Source organism: Mixta hanseatica (assembly GCF_023517775.1).
GTDB classification, from domain to species: Bacteria; Pseudomonadota; Gammaproteobacteria; order Enterobacterales; family Enterobacteriaceae; genus Mixta; species Mixta hanseatica.
The window spans coordinates 2,196,980-2,219,810 of the sequence record NZ_CP082904.1 but is presented as its reverse complement, the minus strand read 5'-3'; the positions used below and the strand labels follow the sequence as shown (position 1 = coordinate 2,219,810).

The window sequence follows — 22,831 nt, the reverse complement described above, 5'->3', positions numbered from 1 at the left end:
GCAGGACCAGGCGGGGGTTATTTTTGCTGTTCCGGCTGTAGCTGAAATTTGCCGGGACGCTCAAAGCGTTGCCGCCAGGCGCTGGGGGTAAAGCCGGTTTCGCGCGTAAAGACGGCGGAAAAGTAGTTGCTGTCATCAAAGCCGCAGCGGGAGGCCACTTCGCCAATCAGTAACGCCGTACTGCGCAGCAGATATTTAGCCTGGCACAGCTGCAGCTGACGCAGATAATGGCCAATGGTCATTCCGGTTTGCTGACGAAACAGCTGTTTCAGGGCGCGTTCGCTGAGCCGGTTATGCTGGCAGAAGGCGGCCAGATCGAAGGGACGGGCGGTGCTGGCCTGGATAGCGGACATCAGCAAATCGAGCTGCTCGCCTTCCGGCAGTTCGCCGGCACGCTCGGCCACGTAGCGATGCCGCCGCAGGATAAGCGCCAGCTGTAGAAACAGCGCCTCCGCCAACTGCATAGAAAGCATATCGGTTTTACGGCTCTCCTGCTCCAGTTGCAAAATCACGCCGCGCGCCAGCGCCATGCCGCGCGTGGTTAAGCGCCAGTGGACACGATAGTCAGCATCATCCAGCGGCAGCAGCTGGCTCCAGTCCAGCCCCAGCCGAAAACGCTCCTGACAATAAAGGATATTATCCAGCACCAGATCGTTGACCGATTCATAGCTGTGGCAGTCGCTGTGCTGGATATAAAACAGATCGCCGCAGGTGACCAGCCATGGGCGATCGTTCAGCACGTGCAGGCCGTTGCCGCGCCAGACGATAACAATTTCACTGAATTCATGTTGATGGGGCGGGAAAGAGGGCTGCGGCGCACGGTCGGCGACCGACACCGGCATCGCTTCAGAGGGAAAATAGTCCGCCTTCGCCAGGGTTAACCCCATGGTGTTCTCCTGTGTTACCACATCTGCTGTCGCTCGGCGCGCGGCGCGCAGCCAAATTCACGACGAAACAGCGTTGAAAAGTGATTGCTGTCGCCAAAGCCGCACTGAAACGCAATATCCGTAATCCGCATTTCGCTATGGCGTAGTAGGTGGCGCGCCTGCAAAAGACGCAGCCGATTAAGATAGCGCTGCGGCGTACTACCGGTTTGCTGTTTAAGCTGACGGTGCAGGGTTCGCAGCGACAGCGAAAAGCGATCCGCCAGCGCCTCCCAGTCGATATCTTCGCTGTAGTGTTCGTTAAGCCAGTCAAGCAGGCGCAGCAGGCGGGCCTCTTGCGCATCGCTCTCCTGCTCGCGGCAGCCCTGACGTAGCAGAACCAGCAGTTGCATAAAAGTCAGCTCCTGGTGTACGCGTTGCCCCATGGCATCGCTGCCGTCAGGCTCCTGCAGCTGCGCCACCAACGTTTTCGCCTGCGTCATAACCCGATTGCTGATGCGCCAGTGGGAAGGGTAACGGCCATCGTGCTCCTGCGGCAGTAAATCCTGTAGCCCGGTAAGAAAGCGAAACGCCTGAGGACCACGCCACAGCACATTGGTCAGGAATAAGTTCTCCGTCTGTTCATAGAGATGACGATCGTGATCGCGCACAAAGCAGACGCAGCCGCCGCACAGCGACTGGGGCTGGCCGTTAAATATATGAATGCCCGCACCCTGTTCCACCAGCACGATTTCATGAAAGTCATGATGATGTTCAGGAAAAACGCCCTGCGGCGCCCGGGGTTCAATAGCTACCGGTAGATCGCCCTGCGGAAAAAAATCGTCGCTATGTAATACGGTCATGATGCGTCCTCGTTTACCTCTGTGCGACCGATACTAGCCAGCGCGCGCTTAACTTACCTTGAATTTTGCACCGCAAAACAGGGTTAAGCGGTTAATTTTTCCAGAAATAGCTGGAAATCTTCAAAATTGCGGCAAGGGTCACACCCTATCGCCACGGCGGGGAAAAACAGTTTTGTGAGCTGCTTCACGTCCTTCTTTACGCCCCTGCCAGCCGGGTAAAAACGTTGGCACTGGCAGCAAGGTGCGGAATTCGCAGCTTTTTACACTGGTGAGCATGTTTCATCAGGAAGCGAATCTTATGATGCACCGCCATTTTGTTGCTATCGATCTCGGCGCCTCCAGCGGCCGTATCATGCTGGCACGCTACCAGCCGGAGACTCAGGCGCTCACGCTGGAGCAAGTTAGCCGCTTTGCTAATCAACGTTGTCAGATTGATGGATATGACTGCTGGGATATCGACGCGCTGGAGCAGGCGATCCGTGAAGGACTGGAACAGCTGCTGGCCCGCGGCGTGGTGCCGGACAGTATCGGCATCGACACATGGGGCGTGGATATGATCATGCTCGACGCGACAGGCGAACGCGTCGGCCTGCCGATTTCCTATCGCGATAAGCGTACCCACGGCCTGATGGCACAGGCGCAGCGCGAGCTGGGCCGCGAGGTGATTTGGCAGCATACCGGCATCCAGTTCCTGCCGTTTAATACCCTCTATCAGCTGCGCGCTTTTAGCCAGGCGCATCCTGAACTGCGGGATCGCGTTGCGCACGCTCTGATGATCCCGGACTATCTGCAGTACCGTTTAACCGGCCAGATGAACTGGGAATATACCAACGCCAGCACCACCCAATTGCTTAACCTCGCCACCGGCGAGTGGGACGGCGCGCTGTTGAACTGGGCCGGCGCACGCGCCGAGTGGTTTGGCAAGCCGCGCCTGCCCGGCGCTCCGGTGGGAGAATGGCAGAGCCGCAGCGGTTTACGCATTCCGGTTGTTGCCGTCGCCACGCACGATACCGCCAGCGCGGTGTTGGCCACGCCGCTCACCGGCGCCGACGAGGCTTATCTTTGCTCGGGCACCTGGTCGCTGTTGGGCTGTGAAAGCCGGACGCCGTTTAATGACGCCGCCGCGCTGGCAGCCAATATTACCAACGAGGGCGGCGCGGAAGGGCGCTATCGCGTGCTGAAAAATATTATGGGGCTGTGGCTGCTGCAGCGCGTCTGCGATGAGCTGCAAATTGATGATCTGTGCGCGCTGATTGATGAGGCGGCGCACTATCCCGCCTGTCTGGCGATTATCGATGCCAACGATGCGCGTTTTATCAATCCGGCCAGCATGGTGCGCGAAATTCAGGATGCCTGCGCTGAGCAGGCGATGCCGGTGCCGCACAGCCCGGTTGCGCTGGCGCGCTGCATCTTTGATAGCCTGGCGCTGCTTTACCGTCAGGTAAGCGAAGAGCTGGCCGCGCTGCGCGGCGCCGCCTTTAAGCGTCTGCATATTGTCGGCGGCGGCAGTCAGAACCCGTTGCTGAACCAACTTTGCGCCAATGCCTGTCAGCTGCCGGTGAGCGTCGGTCCGATTGAAGCCTCGACGCTGGGCAATATTGGTAGCCAGCTGATCGCCCATGGCGAGATGGCGGATGTAGACGCCTTCCGGCGCTGCATCGCGCAAAATTTTCCTTCTCATCTTATCCAACCTATTTCAGACAGCGCGCTAACCGACAGCTGGTCGCGTTTTCAGGCGCTGAAACAACCGCGTAAGGAACTATGCTTATGACCAGGCTTACCGAACAGGCTTTTGAACTGGCGAAACAGCGCTACGCTGAGACCGGCGTTGACGTTGAAGCCGCAATGAATCAGTTGGATACTATCCCGGTATCCATGCATTGCTGGCAAGGGGACGACGTACGCGGTTTCGAAAACCCGCAGGGCGCGTTGACCGGCGGCATTCAGGCCACCGGCAACTATCCGGGCCGCGCGCGTAACGCGCAGGAGCTGCGGGCGGATGTCGATGTCGCTCTGGGGCTGATTCCCGGACCAAAACGTTTTAATCTGCACGCTATCTATCTGGAAAGCGAGGGGCCGGTGGATCGGAATGAGATCGAACCGCAACACTTCGCTAACTGGGTCAGTTGGGCGAAAGAGCGTCAGCTGGGGCTGGACTTTAATCCCACCTGTTTTTCTCATCCATTAAGCGCCGACGGCTTTACGCTTTCCCATGCCGATGACCGCATCCGTCAGTTCTGGATCGATCACTGCAAAGCGAGCCGTAAGGTTTCCGCCTGGTTCGGCGAGCAACTGGGTACGCCCTCGGTGATGAACATCTGGGTGCCGGACGGCATGAAAGACCTGACCGTCGATCGCCTGGCGCCGCGCCAGCGGCTGATGCAGGCACTGGATGAGGTACTGAGCGAAAAACTGAATCCGGCGCATCATATCGATGCCGTCGAAAGCAAGCTGTTCGGCATCGGCGCGGAGAGCTATACGGTGGGCTCCAATGAATTCTATCTGGGTTACGCCACCAGCCGTCAAACCGCGCTGACGCTGGATGCGGGCCATTTCCATCCCACCGAGATGATCTCAGACAAAATCTCTACCGTGATGCTTTATGTACCGCGTCTGCTGCTGCACGTCAGCCGTCCGGTGCGCTGGGACAGCGACCATGTCGTGCTGCTGGATGATGAAACCCAGGCGATTGCGCATGAGATCGTGCGCCAGAAGCTGTTTGATAAAGTGCATATCGGCCTCGATTTCTTTGATGCCTCGATTAACCGCATCGCGGCCTGGGTTATCGGTACGCGCAACGCCAAAAAAGCGCTGCTGCGCGCCCTGCTGGAGCCCACCGATAAGCTGCGCGCCATTGAAGCCGCCGGCGACTACACCGCACGTCTGGCGCTGCTGGAAGAACAGAAATCGCTACCGTGGCAGGCGGTATGGGAAAGCTATTGTCTGCGCCACGATGTACCGGCGGATGCTGGCTGGCTGCGCAACGTGCGCGATTATGAAGAACAGACCCTCAGTCAACGGTAAGGATGACACTTATGCAATCGATTCTTTCTTCCTGGTTTGTACAGGGAATGGTGAAAGCTACCAGCGACATGTGGCTGAAAGGCTGGGATGAGCGTAACGGCGGCAACGTAACGATGCGCCTGCTGCCGGAAGAGGTAGCCGCATTCGAACAGGACTTTGTGGCGGAGCCGCGCTGTATCGAACTGAGCCGTCCGGCGCCTGCGCTGGCCAATGACTGGTTTATCGTCACCGGTTCCGGCAAGTTTTTCCGCAATGTTCAACTTGATCCGGCTGATTGTCTGGCGCTACTGCAGGTGGATGAGAAGGGGCTCTCCTATAAAATTCACTGGGGCCTGGTGAACGGCGGCGTGCCGACTTCCGAGCTGGCCTCGCATTTTCAGTCGCATAGCGTGCGCAAGCAGCTGACTAACGGCGCCGACCGGGTGATTATGCACTGTCACGCCACCAACTTTATGGCGCTGAGCTATGTCGTAGAGCTGGATTCGGCGCGCTTTACCCGTTTGCTGTGGGAAGGCAGCACCGAATGCCTGGTGGTCTTCCCGGATGGCGTCGGCATCGTTCCCTGGATGGTGCCCGGCACCGATGAAATTGGCGATGCTACCGCACAACAGATGCAGGCGCACAGCCTGGTGATGTGGCCTTTCCACGGCATCTTCGGCGCTGGACCGACGCTGGATGAAACCTTTGGCCTGATCGATACCGCTGAAAAATCGTCGGAAGTACTGGTGAAGGTCATTTCAATGGGCGGCCTGCGCCAGAGTATTACCACCGAACAGCTGGTGGCGCTGGGTAAACGTTTTAACGTTAACCCTTGGCAGGCAGCGCTGGATACGGGACCGGCCCATGTTGCGTAAAGCCTTTGTGATGCAGGTTTATCCCGACTGCCATGAAACCTATCAGCAGCGCCATTCGCCCATCTGGCCGGAGCTGGAACAGACGTTGAAGATGCATGGCGCGCATCATTACTCTATTTTTCTGGATGCGCAGCGCAGCCTGCTGTTTGCTTACGTGGAAATCGAGTCCGAAGAGCGTTGGGCAGCGGTCGCGCAGACCGAAGTATGCCAGCGTTGGTGGGCATCAATGCGCGAACTTATGCCCTCTAATGCGGATAACAGCCCGGTGAGTCAGCCGCTGAAGCCGGTTTTTTATCTGGAGTAGGCTATTTTATTACGGCCTGAACGCGAGCAATAAAAAGGGGCCCTATGGCCCCTTTGTTTTATCTGTTAACCGTTGCTGCGCAACTGCGGATAGCGTCGGAAAATAAAAATGCACCAGAACAGCGCCAGCAGGCCGAGGATGGCGCCGACATTGCCGACATCAGCCATTTTAAAGTGCAGGCTGACCTGATTACCCAGCAGCGCGCCCGCGCCAATCCCGATATTATAGATACCGGAAAATAGCGACATTGCCACGTCGGTGGCGTCCGGTGCCAGCGACAGCACCCGTACCTGCATCGCCAGGCCGATAGTCATCATACCCATACCCCAGATTACACAGAGGATGGAAACCGCCACCGGATGAATCGCGGCGAACAGCAGCAGTCCCATGCACAGGGTAATTAACCCAATAGCGCTAAGCAGCAGCGCGGAAGGGAACTTGTTTCCCAGCAGGCTGAAGATAATGCTGCCTACGATGCCGGCAGTGCCGAAAATCAACAACAGGAAGGTGGTAAAGTTCTCGCCCTGTGAGGCAATCACCTGCATAAACGGCTCAATATAGCTGTAGGCGGTATAGTGCGCGGTCACTACCAGCGTGACCAGCAAATACATACCCACCAGCGCCGGACGACGGAACAGCATCGGCACGCTGCTAAGCGAGCCGGTATGCTCACTCGGCAATTTCGGCAGCAGCTTAACCAGCATCAGCAGTAGCACCAGCGCCGAGGCGCCGATCATGCCGAAGGTAATACGCCAGCCCAGATACTGGCCGATAATGCGTCCAATCGGTACGCCCAACACCATCGCCAGCGCGGTGCCGGTTGCCAGCATACTAAGCGCCTGAGTTTTCTTACCGGCAGGGGCAACGCGAATTGCCAGCGAGGCGGTAATCGACCAGAAAATGGCATGCGCCAACGCAATGCCGATACGAGACAGCACCAGCACCCAAAAATTCCAGGCCAGCAGCGACAGAAGATGGCTGATGCTAAACAGCAAAAAAAGCACCATTAGCAGCAGACGGCGCTCTACGTTGCGCGTCGCCAGCATCAGCGGCAACGACATCAACGCCACCACCCAGGCGTAGATGGTCAGCATAATGCCCACTTCCGGCGTCTTCATGGAAAAGGAGGCGGCAATGTCAGAAAGCAGGCCCACCGGAACAAACTCGGTGGTATTAAAAATAAAGGCTGCGACGGCCAGCAGTACAACGCGAAGCCAGGCCGTTTTACGGGAAACAGGTGTTTGCATAGGAATAAATGGATGCCAGACGTGTTAACAGAATTGATGGTTTCATCACCAAAAGGTGATGCATATCACATTTAATCACTATTGTGGGCGATTTATAGCAAGAGTGAAACAGTACAGTAAAAAAATTATCTGCCCGGCGTATCGGCTCGAAAAGAAAACGCATTCTGCTCTGGCGATTAAAAAGAGCTAAAGCAGCGCCAGAGTCAAAAGCAGCGGTGTAAGCGCAAACCCTAAAATACGAGGGCAGCGTTACCGGTATGAAACCTCAGCAAAAAGAGAGTAGCGTAAAAGGTTGCTGATTTTTAATGGCTTTTTTCTTTTTTAGCTGTGGGCAGCAATTTTTGCATCCTTCGGCACGGGGATAATATTTTCTTGCCTGCTTAAGGGCATCAAGCGGGGCATAGAAAGTGCCCAGGAAGAAACGGTCGTCCAGCGAGGGGAGCGAAGGACAACCGGCGCAATGCACCCGGTTAATACCCGAAGATCCTGCCTTAGTGTGTACATAATAAAATTGGCCCATAACTCACCCTCTGCTGATGTAACAATTTGCAACATAGTTATTTAATATAGTGATTTTTTTTGAAAAGCCAAATAAAAATAAAGCAGCCAGCATGGTGGAATATAACAATCACCACATCGCCCATGTTGATTTATTAATTATCTTTATAAACAATAGCTTAAGTTTATTTCTCGTGGTTAAACAGGTTGGATATAGAGAGTGAATAAAAATTGAGACGCACATTTCCTGGTAAATAAAGGGCGGGGTCAAATTAATTGAATGAACATTGGTAATATTTTTCAATATTTATGAGAAGTTGCGGCAGGTTAAAATTTCACTGGATATTGTCACGTAAAAGATAAGAAAGGCCGGACAATCCGGCCTGATTATTACTTAAGCTTGCCCGTTAACTGACATGAAGCAACGAAGGTGCGTTTCGATCCCAGGGTGCGCAGCACCAGGATGAACATCAGCAGCCATTCCGCCGCCAGCGTAGCCAGCACCGCCTGTTGATAATCTCCCTGCTGCAGCATTTGTGTAAACAGCGATCCTAATGCCATCGGGCCCATACCAAAAGCTGCCTGCTGCACCGTTGACAGCGTGGCGCTGCCGGCCCCGGCATAGTGCGTCGGCACGTCAGCCATGCCGATACGATAAAAGGTGCTGACAATTAATGCCTGTCCGCCACCGATCACCGCTGTCGCCGGTATCAGGGTGAAGATATTCACCGCTCTCCAGCCGTAGTAAAACATCGCCATCAGTAACAGCAGGCCGCTCATTTGTATCGCGCAGCCCAGCAGCAGGGTATGCCGTTTTCCCAGCCTTTCCACAATGCGCGTCGAGCTGACCGATACCATAAAGTAGGTCGCGCCTAACGCAATAAATGCGTTGCCGGAGGAAAAGGCGCTCATGCCAATGCCTGACTGCAGCGTTAACGCGACGGCAAACATAAAACCGCTCCAGCAGCTAAAAAAGAGTACGGCGAGGCTGATGCCAAAACCCATGCTGGGCAGGCGTAACAGCACCGGGGGCAGCAACGGCGCGCCGCCGCGCTTCTCCAGGGCAATCTCTGTTCGCCACAGCTGCGCCAGCAGCAGGGGAAACAGCATTAACAGCAGCAGACAGGGCCATGACCAATGCAGCACCGGGCCGAGCGCCAGCGCCACCATCAAACTGCCGGTGGCGCCCGCCAATAACAACGTCCCGGCTTTATCGATTGGCAGCGGCCGATCATTGCGGGTTTCCGGAATAAAACGGTGTGCGGTCAATAAAATGAGTAAACAGATTGGTAGATTAATTAAAAACACGCTGCGCCAGCCGTAGCCTGCGATATCCGCCCCGATTAAAAAACCGCCCAATACCTGGCCGATAATAAACGCCAACCCGCCAATCCCCCCATACAGGCCAATCGCTCGCGCATGCGCGCGTCCCTGCAGGGTAACGTGCAGCGTGGCCAGAATTTGCGGCACCACCAGCGCCGCGCCCACGCCCTGCAGCGCCCGCGCCAGCAGTAGCATTTTGACATTGCCCGCCAGACCGCACAGCAGCGAGGCCAGCGCAAACAGCCAAACGCCGCTGATAAACAGTTTGCGGCGGCCAACGTTATCGCCGAGTCGGCTGCCCATCGCCAGACAAACGGCAAAGGCGATGCCATAAATCGCCACAATCAGCGCCAGCTCAATCGGCGTGGCGTGCAGGCTGGCGGCCATGGCATCCAGCGCGACGTTAACAATGGAGAAATCAATCATCGGTAGCAGCTGCCCGGCCAGCAAAACGACCAGCCCGGCCTTTCCTAACGTAGAGGTATTCATCATGCTTCTCTTGTTTTTGTAACAGGTGAGGCTTAGCATCAACCATCAATTAAACGGGTACCAGTTTTTGCTTATCATGGTATTAGCGCTACCCGCCTGAGGAGAGCAAAGAGCATGTCGAACGTGAGCCGCGCAGAAACGCAGGATAAATCCAGCAGCCGTCTGCTGGGCGATTTTTTGCGTAGTCGACGCGAGAGCCTTGACCCGGTGCGGCTTGGGCTACCGCGTATGCGCCATCGCCGCACGCCGGGCCTGCGGCGGGAAGAGGTGGCGCAGCTGGCCGATGTCGGCGTAACCTGGTATACCTGGCTGGAGCAGGGCAGAGAAATTAAAGCCTCCGCTAAAACGCTGGCCGCCATTGCTTCTGCGTTACAGTGTAACGAAGCGGAAACCGAGCATCTGTTCCGCCTGGCTGGACAAACGCATCCCGCTACCCGGGCGGCTAAAGCCTGCGCCAAACTGTCAGCCCATACGCGTATTATGCTGGACAGTCTGAATCCGCTGCCGGCGGTGGTGCAGAATCAGCGTTTCGATATTATGGGTCACAATCAGGCCTGGGCGCGCCTGATGAATGTGGATGTGGACACGCTGCCGGAAGAGCAGCGCAACTGTATGTGGCTGGCGTTTAACCATGCTGGCTGGCGCAGCGCGGTGGCTAACTGGGAAGAGGTGATGCCGCAAATGGTCGCAATGTTTCGCGCGCAGATGGGCGAACACTTAGGCGATCCGCACTGGGAAGATTTTCTTGCGCGACTGCTGGCCAGCTCGGCTGAATTCCGTGATACCTGGCAGCGTTATGAACTGCGCAGCATTGAGAACCGGGTTAAATATTTTTTTCATCCGCAGGCCGGCAGGCTGGCTCTGCGGCAGAATAACTGGTGGTCGGCTCCGCGTAACGGCGACCGCCTGTTGGTTTATATCCCGGACGATGAGGCCAGCGCGGCTGCGCTTCAGGCGATCACCTCTGCTAACTAACTGAGAACAATGGATTGCAACAGAAAATCGCTTACCCCGGTCTGACCGGCATCCTGCTGTTGGGCGTGGTACAGATCATCGCATGGGGCGGCTCTTTTTACATTATGGCGGTACTGGCTGCGCCGATAAGCCGGGAAACTGGCTGGTCGCAGCAGTGGATTTACGGGGCGCTGTCGCTGGCTATTCTCGTTTCCGGCATGCTGGCCCCGTTAAGCGGCCGCATTATCGCCCGTACCGGCGGTCGCGCCATGCTGGCTGCCAGCGGCGGCATATTGGCCCTTGGACTGACGCTGGTTGGGCTAAGTCATACGCTGTGGTTATTTCTACTGGCCTGGACGATTATCGGCGTCGGTATGGCGATGGGGCTGTATGATGCACTGTTTGCCACGCTGGGCACCCTGTATGGCGGCACGGCCCGTCGCGCCATTACCAGCATCACCCTGATTTCCGGCTTCTGCACCACCCTGGTGTGGCCGTTTTGCGCCTTACTTATTGCATGGCTGGGCTGGCGACACGCCTGTTTCGCTTATGCCGCGTTATTGCTGATTAGCGTTTTCCCGGCTTATCTCTACTCTTTACCCGCGGGCGGCGGGCAAACAAGCGGGGCGGCCAGACATAAGATGTCAGGCAAACAGGCGGCGATACCGCGCGATCTCTTCTGGCTGCTGTGCGCCATTTTTACCCTGGCGTCGGTAGTTATGACCGCCGTTTCGGTACAGCTGATTACCTTACTGCAGAGTCAGGGCTATACGCTGGCCGCTGCGCTGGCGATTAGCACCGTACTGGGGCCGTGTCAGGTCGCCTCGCGCGTGGTGGATATGGCATTCCGGCGCGGTCATCCGGTCTGGACCACATTATTTTCCGTGGGATTGGTGGCGCTGGGGTTGGTCATGTTGGCGCTATTTCCTCAATTGGCGCTGATCGGTATGCTGCTTTACGGGGCGGGAAACGGGTTGCGAGCGATTGTTCGCGGAACGCTGCCGCTGGCGCTGGTAAAACCGGAAGAATACGCAATTATCGCCGGGCGGATGGCGCGTCCGGCGCTGATTGGTCAGGCATTAACGCCTCTGATAGGCGGCTGGATTTTCCAACACTTCGGCGCGCAGGCTACCTTACTGCTGCTGTGTGTGCTGGCGTTGCTCAATGTACTGCTTACCCTGGTATTGAAAAGCCGAATGTCGCCAGCGCGCGCGTCGTAACGGCAGGGCGGCAGAGCACCGCCGAACGGCCCGTTTTCGCCGGTAAAACGCGGCGAAAATTGTGATTATGTGCCTTGCGCCTGCGGCTGGCTTCATAAAAGCAACCGTGTTTGTTATATTATTTTGTATGATTCTTCACAGCCGCGGTGCCAAAAAGAACAAGATTCACCGCAACTCAGGATGATGAAATGTTAGATTATCGCTTCCCGACAGCTTTGCAGATGGTTTTAAGCGTAGCGATGGCGGAGCAGTCGGGCAAACGTTCTACCAGCGCTATTTTGGCGTATGGTCTGGAAGCCAACCCGAGCTTTATTCGTAAGCTAATGGTGCCGCTAACGCGCGATGGCATTATCGTTTCTACCTTAGGCCGTACCGGTTCGATTCACCTTGGTCGCCCCGCCGATCAAATCACACTACGTGATATTTATGTTTCGGTGATCGAGGATAAGAAGATTTGGGCATCGCGCCCAGAAGTGCCGGCGCGCTGCGTAGTTAGCGCTAACGCCTGTTGGTATTTCAAAGCCATCGCGCAAGAGGCGGAAGAGGCCTCGCTTAAGGTGCTGGCTAAGCGTACCGTCGCCGATGCGCTGGAAGAGCTTAAAACACGGGATACCAGCGGCTGCGAGGCCGTGCCGGAGCCTGAAGCTGAAATTGTTTGTAAAAAGAGCCGCTAAATGCGGCTTTTTTTATCCCTGCTGTTTACCCCGTTGCGGATAGCGGTGGGCAATCGAGCGGTAAAGTGGGGCTTTCTTTAGTTACAACATACTAAATTAATATCATAAATAATACCTAAGCATCGAGCAAACCATCAGTCAGGCAGCAAAAAGAGGGCACCTTATTCGTCCTCAGGCTCTTCGGTAAGATGATTATAAAAATAGCCAATAATAATCCAGATAAAAAAGAATAGGGCGATCCATTTAATCATTGAGTTTATCCTTAGCGTCAGCGCTTGCTATCATAACCATTGCACAAAATAACGCGTAATGATTTATCGCATGCGCAAATAAATGCGTGCTTATTACAGGATTGGTAAATTACAGATATTATTCGAAGGTAGGTGGTCTTTATTGTTAATAATCAATGAGTTGATTTTAAAGCGATAAGGTATTTTGTGCGATATTGAAATACGGCAGCATGTGTGTGACTTGATTGTTTTTCTATTAATTAAAATTAATTTTTCATTTATTTAATAAATGATGGGTAGCGTTATCGTTTAATTAAACCTAAGTCAGGTACGCCAAGGTTATTTACCTTCGCCTACCTGGTATAAATAAACGCTCCTGTCAATAAGCGCATTGGCGCTAGCAGGCGTTGCGGCGATGCCACAAAACATTCCACTCTTTATCAAGACGCTGGCTCATCTCGTCAACATCGCTGGCTCCCGCCTGGCTGCCAACAAAGAGGCGCAACACGCTGCTCAGCTCGATTTCGATTTCTCCCCGCTGGGTGATGCGCCCGTTAAGCTGACCAGAGACCATTGCCTGTTGCAACTGCGTCGTTGAAGCCCGCGTCATTTTCTCTACTTCAGCCAGTGTGAACCACATACCGTTCTCCTGCCAGATGATGCCTATCAATGCTATCGGCAGAAGCGCCATAAATTTGAGGATCGATTTTTATCTTTTTATATTCAAACATTTACACTATCGCATCCAGTGGGCGTTATGTCGCCGATTCGCCAGGTCTCGTTTAATGTATCAATATAGTTTGCAATTTCGTGTAAATTCAGTCACCGTTAAAGTGTAACTGCAACTGATACTAATACTGTTAGCCCTGGCGACGGGAGAGAGAAGATGAGAAGTGACGCGTTTATTCACGATCTGATTGACTGGATTGATAACAACATTGAAGGCCGGCTGGATTTAGATACCGTTTCCGAGCGCGCAGGTTATTCAAAATGGCACCTGCAGCGTATGTTTAAAGAGCATACCGGCCATCCGCTGGGCGAGTATATTCGCTCGCAGAAGCTGAAAAAGTCAGCCGACCGTCTGACCCGCAGCAACGAGCCGATCCTGAATGTGGCTATCTCTTTAGGTTTTGATTCTCAGCAATCTTTTAACCGCAGCTTTAAACGTCAGTTTGGCCAGGCGCCAGGCGCATGGCGTCGTAGCGTGGTTCAGCAGCACGGTAAGTCATTACAAAGCTGAGCGATCGCCAGGGCCGGATCCACCGGCCCGCGTTGTGAAAGATCTCACACTTCCCGGTTACTCAGCTCATTCTGAAATGGCGTTTCAATATAATCTGTGTTGGGATTAACGCATCGTTTTTTAACGGAAACGCACCGATGCTAATCTCCCTGGATGACTATCACCCCGCAGCCGATGGCCAAACTGCCGATACCGCCCATTTTCAACGCGCAATTGACGATATCGCCGCTCAGGGCGGTGGCACACTCTATGTGCCTCCCGGCCCATATCTGATCGGTTCCCTGACGCTTCCCGCGAATTTCACGCTGCATCTTGCCGCCGGGGCAACGTTAATTGCCAGTAGCCGGGCGGAGGATTATGTCATACAGGCAAAAAGCCAGGCAGAATGTTCAACGCGGGCGCTGCTGTATGCTTACGGCGAGAAAAATATCACCATTGAGGGGAAAGGGCGTATTGATGGCAATGCCCGCGCCTGGTTTGCCCCGCAGGCCGATGAGATGGGCTACCGCTTGCCGCTGGCGCAGCGGCCGCGCATGCTGGTGCTGGAAGCCTGCCGTCAGGTCACGCTTCAGGACTTCGCCATCGAACAGGCACCGATGTGGACCATTCATTTGGTGAGCTGTGAACAGGTGAGGATTAGCCGTCTCTGCGTTGATAACGATTTAACCATGGCGAATACCGATGCGCTGGATATTGACAGTTGCCGCTATGTTCATATCAGCGACAGCTATTTTAGCGCGGCGGATGATGGCATCTGTATCAAAACCACGCGCAAACCGGCGCCGCTGAACGGGCCGGCAGCGCACATTACCATTACCGGCACCATTCTGCGTTCCAACAGCTGCGCGCTAAAAATCGGCACGGAAACCTGGGACGATATTGAAGATGTAGTGGTGACCGGCTGCACTATCATCGATTCCAATCGCGGCATCGGTCTGCTTAGCCGCGACGGCGGACGTTTTCGTCGGCTCTCTTTCAGCCATATCACTTTCAATTGCGTTTATGCGCCCGCGGTGCACTGGGGAAAAGCCGATCCGGTCTTTATCTCGGTGCGCCGACGTCATCCCGATATTATGCCGGGGGAAATCGCCTGGGTTCAGTTCAGCCATCTTACCGGCACCACGCAGGGCGCGATTAATCTGCACAATGAGATCCCCGGCGCGCTGCATCATATCAGTTTCGATCATCTATTAATTGACCAGCAGCCCTGCGAGCATCCGGAACAGGGCGGGTATGATATTCGTCCGCCCTGTAATCCGGCTAATCCCACCGGCATGGGGCTGGATAACGCTTATGCCCTGAATCCGGCTACGCAGCGTCCGTGGGGCGTAGAGGCCTGGCCTGGCGGCATGCCGGGGCTGTTTGCCCGCGGCGTTACGGCGCTGTCGCTCAGTCAGATACAAATCAATCGGCCTGAGCCGTTGCCGTCGGGCTGGAATCCGCAGCTTATTATTGATCTCGGTTAGCAAAAGAGGATGATTTCCCGCTGAGGGCAGGCACGTTATCCCTGCGATGGACTAATCTTTCTGACAACCGATCATTACCGCAATTTCACTGCGTGGAGTCATCTGTGCTGGAACTGCATTTCGATTTTTTAGCTATCCGCAGCGGCGAAGAGTTCTATCGCTGCTTTATTGAGCAGAGTGGCGTCGCCGGCGAGTTAGGCGATAACCTTGATGCGCTATGGGAAATGCTAACGGGCGAATTACGGCTGCCGGCGCGCGCATGGCTTTACCATCTGCCATCGGTACAACAGCGCGGCGATCTGGCGGCGATCATTGCGCTGTTGGAACAGGCGGCGCAAACTCTGCAGGGCGAATTTATTGTGCAGCGGGTACAGGTATGTGGGGAATGAAAACCGCAGGGCAACATGGCCCCGCAAGTTATTCAGCGCGGATCAGTTTCAGCGCCTGCTTGAGCGGCAGCCGCGCGCTGTCGGCGATTTCACTGCCGCCCGCATAGCCGTTATTTTCCACAATCAGCGTATTCAGACCAACCAGCCAGTCATAAATATAAAATGCGGTGGTGTTGGCCGGCGCGGCGGAAAGGCGCGTCAGGCGCTGCGTATTGCCAAAGGTCACGGTAGGCGTTTGTGGCTGGGCAAAGATCTTCTGGCCGCGATTCACGCGGCTGTCAGGCCGTTCAGCCGCGTCGCGCTTCAGGAAGCCAAGCCAGGCGACAAAATCACCCAGCACCGTCAACGCCCGTGAAACCTGACGATCTACCTTGCCTTCGCGCGGGGCGTTGGCCGCCTCATGCTCGGTTAGCGTACGTAGCAGGCTGCCGGCGATATCCAGACGGAAGCTGGCGGTGATCAGCTCCTCTATCAGCATTTGCAGCGTACTTTTGCTCACGCCCAACAAGGCCAGCAGGCCGTCATTATCCGGCAGGCTGCGCAGATGATGGATCCAGTAGCGCTGCACGTTCTGCGCAAACAGACTGTCGCTATCCTGCAATGGCTCTTCGTTTTCACCGTTCAGCGCCGGTTCAGGCTGATTGCTGAACAGATCAAATTCAAAACCGATGCCGAAATGGCTGCCCGGTAAATCAGGCGCCGCCGGCGTGGCGTGCGCCCCGGCGGCAGCCTGCTGCTGCGGCAGCAGATAAAGCGCCCGTAGCTGTTCCCGTGAGGGTTGCAGCCGCTCCAACAGCTCGCCATGCAGACCGGTGCGGGTTTGCAGCGCTTTTAATAAATTGTCGGCAATCTGCTGCTTCTGCTGCACATCATCAACCGGCTGCGCCCAGTTGGCTAACAGACGATCGCTCAGCTCGCGGCTCAGACGCTGCTGTTGATCCTGTAAGCGCTGTTGTTTATTTTCGGGCTTGATCTCGTTTTGCAGCCATGCCGCCATGCGCTCAATGCCGCCCGCATCCTGCGCCAGCATTGATCCCCAGTCGCTGCCGGCAATGCCGGTTTGGCGCTGCACCGCTTCATCGATATTCGCCGTCTGTAAATAACGGCCGTCGAAACGGGTTACCGCCCAGACCAGTACCGGCTTCTGGCCGCTTTGCTGCTCGTTTTTGTCGCGCCGCATGGTTTTCAGCCATTGCGTCAACATGCGTCCGACAAGGCTGGCATCCTGGCGCTGGCTGGCGGCCGTGCAGACCAACAGCATATCCAGACTATGACGCTCGCCATAAAATTCCAGAAACAGCGCGCGGCGGGCCTGCATCAGGCGTGCCGTCAACGGATCGCGCTGGGCGGCCTGCGCCTGTTCCTGGCGCGCATCCTCATCCAGCGCGACGCCGTAGCCGGGAATATCTACTACCTCAACCTGATCGAACAACGCCTGACGCGGCGGAGTGGATAAGGGAATCAGCACCTCCAGCGTCAGCAGTTGCAGCTCTGTCAGCGACAGCGTGACCGGGCTGGCGGGACGCCCAGCCAGCCATGGCACCACTTCCGCCCGACGCGCGGTCAGGTTTGGCGTGGCGGCGGTGCTGAATAACAGTTCGGCAGGCAACAGCGATTCATCGACCAGCAGCGAAAGCGGCGCCAGCACGCAGGGCGCATGCTGCAACGCATGCAGAGTATGCGCCAGCTGACGCCACAGCACGGTCAGGGCTTCATCTTCATTCCACAGCAGGGCGAAGAGCTGCGCGCGGTCGTCTACGCTCAGCAGCGGCGCCAGTTCACAGGCCTGCGGCCAAAAATGGCGGTTTAGCAGCGCAGCGCGGCCAGCATCCTGACGGCGGCAGAAATCCCACAGCGCCACCATTTCATCGCTGGCGAGCCCCTTAACCGGCTGCGGCTGGCGCAGACGCTGAAGATGTTCCAGTCGTGCCTCCAGCTGTTTGGCTTCCGGCTCGCCTTTGGGCTGCTGGAAAGCGGCCATCAGCACCATGCGGGTCATTTCCGCTTCGCTTAGCAGGGTTAACGTCAACGGTCGGCTGGCGTCTTCCGGCTCGCGGCAGTGGCTGAAGCGCGTCGCCAGACCATAATCATGGTTACCGGGATTAATGTGCGTCAGATAGTTAAGGATTTTCCCGCTAAAGGCGGCGGTTAATTTCCCCTGCACATCGCCCACCAGAGCCTGCAGCAGTGAAGCCTTTCCCGCCTGTGAAAGCCCGTAAAAACCGAGCGTATTCTCACCAGGCTGCGTCTTCTGCATTTGACGCAGCTGATATTTACCGCGGCGCAGAGAAAGCTTCAGACCATCGGCTTCCATATCCAGCCGCGAAGACTGCGCGCGTTGCGCATCGATCCATGAAAGGGCGAGGTCGATGCCTTCGTTCATTTCCGCTATCTGCTGGCTGAACGGAGAAGCCTGCTGTTTCAGCGTAAAGGCTGTCATTTCTTAAATACGCTCCCGCTGTCGATCCAGTATTGGGCATTGCCATTGCCGCTGGCGGACAATGTATTTAGTTTAAGGCTGAGCTGTGAAAGCGGTACGCGTGTACCGTCATCCAGTCGCGCATCGGCCAGCACAAAACGCTCCGGCGATCCCGACTGCGCGCCAGGTTCTACCGCCAGCTTCACGCGCAGCACGCTGTCGCCAGCCACTTTACGCGCCAGTTGCGCATCGTTAATGGTCAGGCTGTAAAGCGGCGACGCCAGCCAGCGGTCATTATCCAGTTGACGGAAGCCCAGGCAAACATTGCCGCGGATCTGGAAACTGCTTTTACGATCGGGCGTCCAGCTGGGGTCGTCCAGATCGATTTCGCTGTAACAGACGTTTTCGCTGGTCAACGCATGGTTATCATCCAGCATGCCGAGATAGCGAATCGTGGAGTAGGGCTGGAAATCCCCGGCCTTAAACCAGAAGCTCGACAGGCGTAAGTCAAGGGCCAGCAGGCAGAGCATCGCGCCGACCGCCGCGGTCGATTTTGGATTATCGATACGGCCCATTTTATTAAACGGATACCAGTCGCTGGTGTGATAACCCTCCAGCGACAGAATGCGGCTGCCCGGCAGCGGCTGCAGATGGCGGAACAGCGCCTGCACGCCAGGGAAACGCGACGGACGGCCGGTCAGCAGCAGCACATCACAACTGTAAAGCGAGATCACTTCTGCCATCGAGCGCAGCGCAGGCACAATCGCCATGCGGTGCGACAAAAATTCGCCGTGCAGCTTGCTAAGGCTTACCACCATCGGCACCTGCAAAATATCAAACGCCACCTGGCCGCCCAGCGCGCGCTGCACTTCGCCGTTAATATAATCCAGCACCGCCGCGCCGGGACGCTGCGTCAGCAGTTCGCCATACAGGGCTTCGATTTCCGCGCTGACATCCAGCGGATCGTAGCTCTCATAGCGCTCCAGCACCGCCTGCGCCAGCGGGATAAACAGCTGCAGCGTCGCCTGTTGACGCAGCGTGGAAAACCCATCCATGCGCCCGTTGGAGCCAAATAACTTATCAAGCAGGTTATCCGGGCTGGCCAGCCCGGCCTGTTTCAGTGAGGCGTGCAGCGCAGGCAGCACATAAAGCTGGATCACATCCAGCAGAATATCGTCACCGGCCACCTTAAAGCCTTCGCGAAACAGTAAGCGCGGATTGATTTTTACATTGTTGCCCTGACCATCATCCAACGCGTAATGGGTAATGGCCAGATCCGTGGTGCCGCCGCCGATATCAATCGAGGCGATACGCAGCGTTTTACCGGCGGGCTCATTGGCGTCGCGCAGGCGATCGGGGCGCGCCATGCTGGCGAAAAAGGCCTCTGCGCGTCCGGCAAAATTAACCTGGGTTTCATTAAACAGATACACCATCTGACCACAGGTCGCTTCATCCCACTCCATCTGCACATCCGGCACCGGACGGCTGCTGAGCGCTTTATCTTTGACGCTGTCGAATGGCGCATCGGCAGGATGCCAGCCCATCGCCTTCCACACCAGGCCGATGGCGTCCTGCATACGGCAGCGGAAAATTTCGCGCTCTGGTTTCGGCATCGCCGAGGGCAAGGTAAGAATAATGTGTCGCAGCTGGCGCGGCGCATAGCTGTGCGGCATTTTCTGACGCTGCGCGGCGCTGTTCATCTGCATCATTGCCTGGGCCAGGAGTTCGCTGAGCATAAAGGTCATCAGCGAGCTGCGGCTGTAGTGGGCGGAAAACACCGGCAGACGCGCATCTTCTTCGATCTGCCACAGCGGTTCGCCTTCATCGTTAATCAGCGTCATCAGCGGCGCGGCGATCGCCTGCGGCTCTGCGCCTGCGCGATCGGCGCGGTTAAAGCGCCAGCCTGCGGCGTAGCGCGCCTCATCCCACAAATAGCGGCGCGGGCTGGAGATGCCGGTGGTGCCATCGGTGCCGGCGCGCTGCAGTGCCATACGGCTCGCCTCGCGTCCCACGCGGGTTAAGGAGGGCCAGACAAACGCCTCTTCGCGACCGCTCTCCACGGAAAAATTCTTTTTCCCGAAGTGCGCTTCCGCAAACTCAACCCGGCTATCGAACATCTCGTTATAGACCTGGTGCGGCTGCGAAAGGTCGCGCAGCTGTAATTCATAGGTCTGTTTCAGACCGTTGACTTCGTCCGGGTGATCCTCCACCAGAATGCCGCAGGTATGAGAGTTACCGACGTCAAGGATCAGATCGACATTCACCACCGGTTCCTGCAGCGTGGCGGTCAGGATACGCATATCGGTCAGCGCCAGCTGGGTTCCCAGCAGTTCAAGCAGGTTAAGATAGTGCGCCTGATATTCAAATTCGCGCAGCGCCATTTTGATGTCGCTTTCGTGGCGCGATTCCAGTTCAGTGGCGCGCTGAATAAAGGCTTCGCGCAGCCAGCCGTCAACCCAGGTCAGATCGAGAAAGTCGCCCAGCTCGTAATTTTGCCACGCCAGCGCAAAGCCCACGCCGTTATTGGCATCGGAAGGGGTCAGGGCCAGCTGCGCCTGATCGCTGTCGTCGGGCGCCGTTTGGGTATCAAACGCCAGAATCACGCGGTGGGTATAGCCCTCAACGTCCGGCTTATCCAGCGCGACGATCTGCATGCGCGCCCAGTTTTCCGGGCCGCCGATAAACTGGCGCGGCGGGGCGCAGCGTAAAACGGGAACCGGCAGCCAGATGCCGTTAAGCAAGTTCAGCGACTGTTCCTGAGTTGTGCTGCATTCCGGTTTCACCACTTCCGGCGCGGCACCATCTTCCAGCGGCAGCAAAAAACGGCCGCTGGCGGCGTCATGTGTAATGCGCAGCAGCGGGCCGTTTGCCGTCTGGCGTACAAATTTGCGCGGCTGGCTTTCGCTGACGGCGATAGCAAAATCAAGGAACTGAACACCGCTTTCGGCAATCAGGGTAATCTTCTGTTTAAAATCCGTGATGGGCGCCAGCATTATTATTTACTCTCACGCTTGATCGTCATTGGATATGCGGCATCGCTGCCAAACTGCGCTTCACACATGGCAGCGCCATCCCCTTGTTTACAGACTATCTGCGGCATTTTATAACGCGTACCGTTGCCGCAGCGGGCAGTATAGCGGCTGTTAATAATTAAATTACCTGAACTCATCAGCCCCGCAGTGGTTTCCGCCTTGCAGCGTGTGCCGTCACCCTGAATGATAGTGGCGGTGCCTTTACCGTCGCGCAACTGATAGCGCAGGCTGGGCGCCTTAAAGCCGCGCATATTGCCGAGTTGCAGCGAAACACGCCAGTTGCCGTCAAGGAACTTAATCGAACCGACCCGCACGGCATCAGGCGGCATGACCAGATCATCTTTCGCCGCCGGCACGACGGCAGGCGTCGGCTCTGCTGGCGCTGGCACTTCCGGCGGCGCGGCAACTACTGCCGCATTGCTCAGCGGCAGCGTTTTATGCAGCGCGACAGCTTGCGCCTGGATTGCGGCCGGGATCACCACCCGTGGTTTGATCGCTGGCAATGGCTCAGTCGGTTTGCCCGGCTCGCTGGCGATGAGCGCGGAATCAGGCTGATGCGGCCAGAAGTTGTAGGCCAGCGCAGCGGCGATAGCCAGACCCAGCGGCGCGGCAATCCACAACCGACGGCGTGAACGCTTCGGCGTTGGCGGCTGCGGCGGCTCGATAACCTGTTCTTCTTCTTCGTGTAGTTCCGTGATGGCCTGATAGGCGCTTACGGAGGCGGCAGGGGCCACCGGTAGCGGCACGGGCGAGGGTTCAGGCTCGGGCTTGGGCGCCACCGGTAAGATTTCCGGCGCGGGCACGCTAATCAAAGGCGCATCAGAGAGCGGCTGGGGATCCGGCTGAAGCGAACTGCGCAGGCAGTCAAGCGCATCGCTGCGAGAACGCTTATCCAGATCGACGAAGCCCCAAAAGGTCAGTACCGGGCGGCCGTTAACCAGATAAATATATTGGCGATCGGGAAACTGAAAGGCTTTGCTCAGCAGGGCGCCGAACAGTTTAAGTGCGGGTTTGTCAGCGCTAAGCGCGCGCTGACTCATGGCATTCAGCGTTTGTTGATAGCTTTCCAGCTCTGCCAGTGCCTGACGGCGCTCGCTTTCGCTGGCGTTGAGCCAGGATTTTACCCGGCCATTAAAAGGTGCGTACCAGTCAAGGCGATCGCCGCGCTCATTGGCCTGTGGGATCGCCAGGCAATCGGCAAGTTTTTGCTGCTTGCGCAGGCGCAGCGTCTCGCGCAGCTGAAGCGCAGAAAGGTAAACGGGCTGGCCGTTTTCACCTAAGGCAAGAACTGCATCTAAATTCCCACTGCGTAAAAATGTTTTTGCCACCTGTAAGGGCCCTTATTTGACGCTGCCAGAAGCAGAAAATCGTGTGGTATCAGGTATTCGGATGAGTTTATCTTTACATGAGGTAAATCAAACGCCGGAAAAGAGCGCGTATTTGATTGATATTCCTCTGACAAAGGCGATCAACACATCAATCACGTCAGGTGACTGTTAAGTAAGGCATCAGGCCCTGCTCCCGTCCCTGAGTAACTATAGATGAATGTTTACGAAGTTGAGGCGATCTAAAAAATCAGGCGCACACCTTAATTTATCGCTTTTTAGGAAAAATCTTAAATAGTGAGTGTTATTATGTTTTGCAGGCTAATTATTTAATTAAAACAATTGCGGTCTGGCTAAGTTTATGCCGGAAAGCACATTTAAGACCGATGAAAAATAGTTGCACTTCGTTACTCAGCT

General features: G+C 56.1%; 19 protein-coding genes. 10 read left to right on the top strand and 9 right to left on the bottom strand.

From position 1 onward, the window contains the following. Positions 1-17: 17 nt before the first annotated feature. Together rhaR and rhaS are read right to left on the bottom strand one after the other, a co-directional pair. Positions 18-887 carry an HTH-type transcriptional activator RhaR gene (gene rhaR / locus K6958_RS10720; RefSeq protein ID WP_249891104.1) on the bottom strand — a complete coding sequence of 290 codons (870 nt, stop codon included), beginning with the start codon at positions 885-887 and terminating at the stop codon, positions 18-20. Positions 888-901: 14 nt separating this feature from the next. Next, positions 902-1,726, bottom strand: coding sequence for an HTH-type transcriptional activator RhaS (rhaS, locus tag K6958_RS10715; protein ID WP_249891103.1), 825 nt, complete (start codon positions 1,724-1,726; stop codon positions 902-904). A gap of 298 nt (positions 1,727-2,024) precedes the next feature. On the opposite strand from rhaS, the gene rhaB reads away from it, so the two are divergent. The 4 genes from rhaB to rhaM are packed head-to-tail and all read left to right on the top strand — an operon-like array spanning position 2,025 to position 5,908. After that, positions 2,025-3,497: a rhamnulokinase gene (gene rhaB / locus K6958_RS10710; protein WP_249891102.1), complete on the top strand. Its 1,473-nt coding sequence runs from the start codon at positions 2,025-2,027 to the stop codon at positions 3,495-3,497. Continuing rightward, complete coding sequence (locus K6958_RS10705) at positions 3,494-4,750, top strand: L-rhamnose isomerase (RefSeq protein ID WP_249891101.1); 1,257 nt, start codon at positions 3,494-3,496, stop codon at positions 4,748-4,750. The genes rhaB and K6958_RS10705 overlap by 4 nt, the downstream gene beginning before the upstream one ends. Before the next feature lie 11 nt (positions 4,751-4,761). Then, a complete protein-coding gene (rhaD, locus tag K6958_RS10700) occupies positions 4,762-5,604 on the top strand; it encodes a rhamnulose-1-phosphate aldolase (RefSeq protein ID WP_249891100.1) in 843 nt (280 codons plus the stop codon). Next, positions 5,594-5,908 (top strand): L-rhamnose mutarotase, encoded by a 315-nt coding sequence (rhaM, locus tag K6958_RS10695; protein WP_249891099.1) that lies wholly within the window; start codon positions 5,594-5,596, stop codon positions 5,906-5,908. Before rhaD ends, rhaM begins: the two co-directional genes overlap by 11 nt. A gap of 65 nt (positions 5,909-5,973) precedes the next feature. Here the strand turns inward: rhaM and K6958_RS10690 are convergent, their stop codons facing one another. The 3 genes from K6958_RS10690 to K6958_RS10680 form a co-directional block, all read right to left on the bottom strand. Further along, complete coding sequence (locus K6958_RS10690; protein ID WP_249891098.1) at positions 5,974-7,155, bottom strand: sugar transporter; 1,182 nt, start codon at positions 7,153-7,155, stop codon at positions 5,974-5,976. Positions 7,156-7,420: 265 nt separating this feature from the next. Then, positions 7,421-7,675 (bottom strand): hypothetical protein, encoded by a 255-nt coding sequence (locus K6958_RS10685; RefSeq protein WP_249891097.1) that lies wholly within the window; start codon positions 7,673-7,675, stop codon positions 7,421-7,423. Positions 7,676-8,043: 368 nt separating this feature from the next. After that, complete coding sequence (locus K6958_RS10680; protein WP_249894664.1) at positions 8,044-9,465, bottom strand: MFS transporter; 1,422 nt, start codon at positions 9,463-9,465, stop codon at positions 8,044-8,046. Positions 9,466-9,579: 114 nt separating this feature from the next. On the opposite strand from K6958_RS10680, the gene K6958_RS10675 reads away from it, so the two are divergent. The 3 genes from K6958_RS10675 (at position 9,580) to oqxR (ending at position 12,313) form a co-directional block, all read left to right on the top strand. Beyond that, the gene (locus K6958_RS10675) at positions 9,580-10,440 is read left to right on the top strand and encodes a helix-turn-helix transcriptional regulator (protein WP_249891096.1); all 861 of its coding nucleotides are present in this window, start codon (positions 9,580-9,582) and stop codon (positions 10,438-10,440) included. A gap of 14 nt (positions 10,441-10,454) precedes the next feature. Beyond that, positions 10,455-11,639 carry an MFS transporter gene (locus K6958_RS10670; protein WP_249891095.1) on the top strand — a complete coding sequence of 395 codons (1,185 nt, stop codon included), beginning with the start codon at positions 10,455-10,457 and terminating at the stop codon, positions 11,637-11,639. A gap of 188 nt (positions 11,640-11,827) precedes the next feature. After that, entirely contained in the window at positions 11,828-12,313 is a 486-nt protein-coding gene (gene oqxR / locus K6958_RS10665; RefSeq protein ID WP_249891094.1) for an efflux pump transcriptional repressor OqxR, read from the top strand. 627 nt (positions 12,314-12,940) lie between these two features. Here the strand turns inward: oqxR and K6958_RS10660 are convergent. Then, positions 12,941-13,183, bottom strand: coding sequence for a hypothetical protein (locus K6958_RS10660; protein ID WP_249891093.1), 243 nt, complete (start codon positions 13,181-13,183; stop codon positions 12,941-12,943). A gap of 246 nt (positions 13,184-13,429) precedes the next feature. On the opposite strand from K6958_RS10660, the gene K6958_RS10655 reads away from it, so the two are divergent. From K6958_RS10655 to K6958_RS10645, 3 genes are all read left to right on the top strand, one after another. Beyond that, positions 13,430-13,783 (top strand): helix-turn-helix domain-containing protein, encoded by a 354-nt coding sequence (locus K6958_RS10655; protein WP_085071702.1) that lies wholly within the window; start codon positions 13,430-13,432, stop codon positions 13,781-13,783. A 137-nt stretch (positions 13,784-13,920) separates the two neighbouring features. Continuing rightward, positions 13,921-15,249 (top strand): glycoside hydrolase family 28 protein, encoded by a 1,329-nt coding sequence (locus K6958_RS10650; protein ID WP_249891092.1) that lies wholly within the window; start codon positions 13,921-13,923, stop codon positions 15,247-15,249. A 104-nt stretch (positions 15,250-15,353) separates the two neighbouring features. Then, entirely contained in the window at positions 15,354-15,638 is a 285-nt protein-coding gene (locus tag K6958_RS10645) for a barstar family protein (RefSeq protein WP_249891091.1), read from the top strand. Positions 15,639-15,666: 28 nt separating this feature from the next. On the opposite strand, the gene K6958_RS10640 is transcribed toward K6958_RS10645, so the two are convergent. The 3 genes from K6958_RS10640 to K6958_RS10630 are packed head-to-tail and all read right to left on the bottom strand — an operon-like array spanning position 15,667 to position 22,417. Beyond that, positions 15,667-18,078 carry a virulence factor SrfC family protein gene (locus tag K6958_RS10640; RefSeq protein WP_249891090.1) on the bottom strand — a complete coding sequence of 804 codons (2,412 nt, stop codon included), beginning with the start codon at positions 18,076-18,078 and terminating at the stop codon, positions 15,667-15,669. Beyond that, on the bottom strand, positions 18,075-21,050 hold the full coding sequence (locus K6958_RS10635; RefSeq protein WP_249891089.1) for a virulence factor SrfB: 2,976 nt from the start codon (positions 21,048-21,050) through the stop codon (positions 18,075-18,077). Before K6958_RS10635 ends, K6958_RS10640 begins: the two co-directional genes overlap by 4 nt. Before the next feature lie 2 nt (positions 21,051-21,052). Beyond that, positions 21,053-22,417 carry an SrfA family protein gene (locus K6958_RS10630; RefSeq protein ID WP_249891088.1) on the bottom strand — a complete coding sequence of 455 codons (1,365 nt, stop codon included), beginning with the start codon at positions 22,415-22,417 and terminating at the stop codon, positions 21,053-21,055. Positions 22,418-22,831 lie beyond the last annotated feature (414 nt).

Coding starts and splice junctions, on each gene's coding strand:
- rhaR (WP_249891104.1), bottom strand. CDS start 887: ATGGGGTTAACCCTGGCGAAGGCGGACTATTTTCCCTCTGAAGCGATG.
- rhaS (WP_249891103.1), bottom strand. CDS start 1,726: ATGACCGTATTACATAGCGACGATTTTTTTCCGCAGGGCGATCTACCG.
- rhaB (WP_249891102.1), top strand. CDS start 2,025: ATGATGCACCGCCATTTTGTTGCTATCGATCTCGGCGCCTCCAGCGGC.
- K6958_RS10705 (WP_249891101.1), top strand. CDS start 3,494: ATGACCAGGCTTACCGAACAGGCTTTTGAACTGGCGAAACAGCGCTAC.
- rhaD (WP_249891100.1), top strand. CDS start 4,762: ATGCAATCGATTCTTTCTTCCTGGTTTGTACAGGGAATGGTGAAAGCT.
- rhaM (WP_249891099.1), top strand. CDS start 5,594: ATGTTGCGTAAAGCCTTTGTGATGCAGGTTTATCCCGACTGCCATGAA.
- K6958_RS10690 (WP_249891098.1), bottom strand. CDS start 7,155: ATGCAAACACCTGTTTCCCGTAAAACGGCCTGGCTTCGCGTTGTACTG.
- K6958_RS10685 (WP_249891097.1), bottom strand. CDS start 7,675: ATGGGCCAATTTTATTATGTACACACTAAGGCAGGATCTTCGGGTATT.
- K6958_RS10680 (WP_249894664.1), bottom strand. CDS start 9,465: ATGAATACCTCTACGTTAGGAAAGGCCGGGCTGGTCGTTTTGCTGGCC.
- K6958_RS10675 (WP_249891096.1), top strand. CDS start 9,580: ATGTCGAACGTGAGCCGCGCAGAAACGCAGGATAAATCCAGCAGCCGT.
- oqxR (WP_249891094.1), top strand. CDS start 11,828: ATGTTAGATTATCGCTTCCCGACAGCTTTGCAGATGGTTTTAAGCGTA.
- K6958_RS10660 (WP_249891093.1), bottom strand. CDS start 13,183: ATGTGGTTCACACTGGCTGAAGTAGAGAAAATGACGCGGGCTTCAACG.
- K6958_RS10655 (WP_085071702.1), top strand. CDS start 13,430: ATGAGAAGTGACGCGTTTATTCACGATCTGATTGACTGGATTGATAAC.
- K6958_RS10650 (WP_249891092.1), top strand. CDS start 13,921: ATGCTAATCTCCCTGGATGACTATCACCCCGCAGCCGATGGCCAAACT.
- K6958_RS10640 (WP_249891090.1), bottom strand. CDS start 18,078: ATGACAGCCTTTACGCTGAAACAGCAGGCTTCTCCGTTCAGCCAGCAG.
- K6958_RS10635 (WP_249891089.1), bottom strand. CDS start 21,050: ATGCTGGCGCCCATCACGGATTTTAAACAGAAGATTACCCTGATTGCC.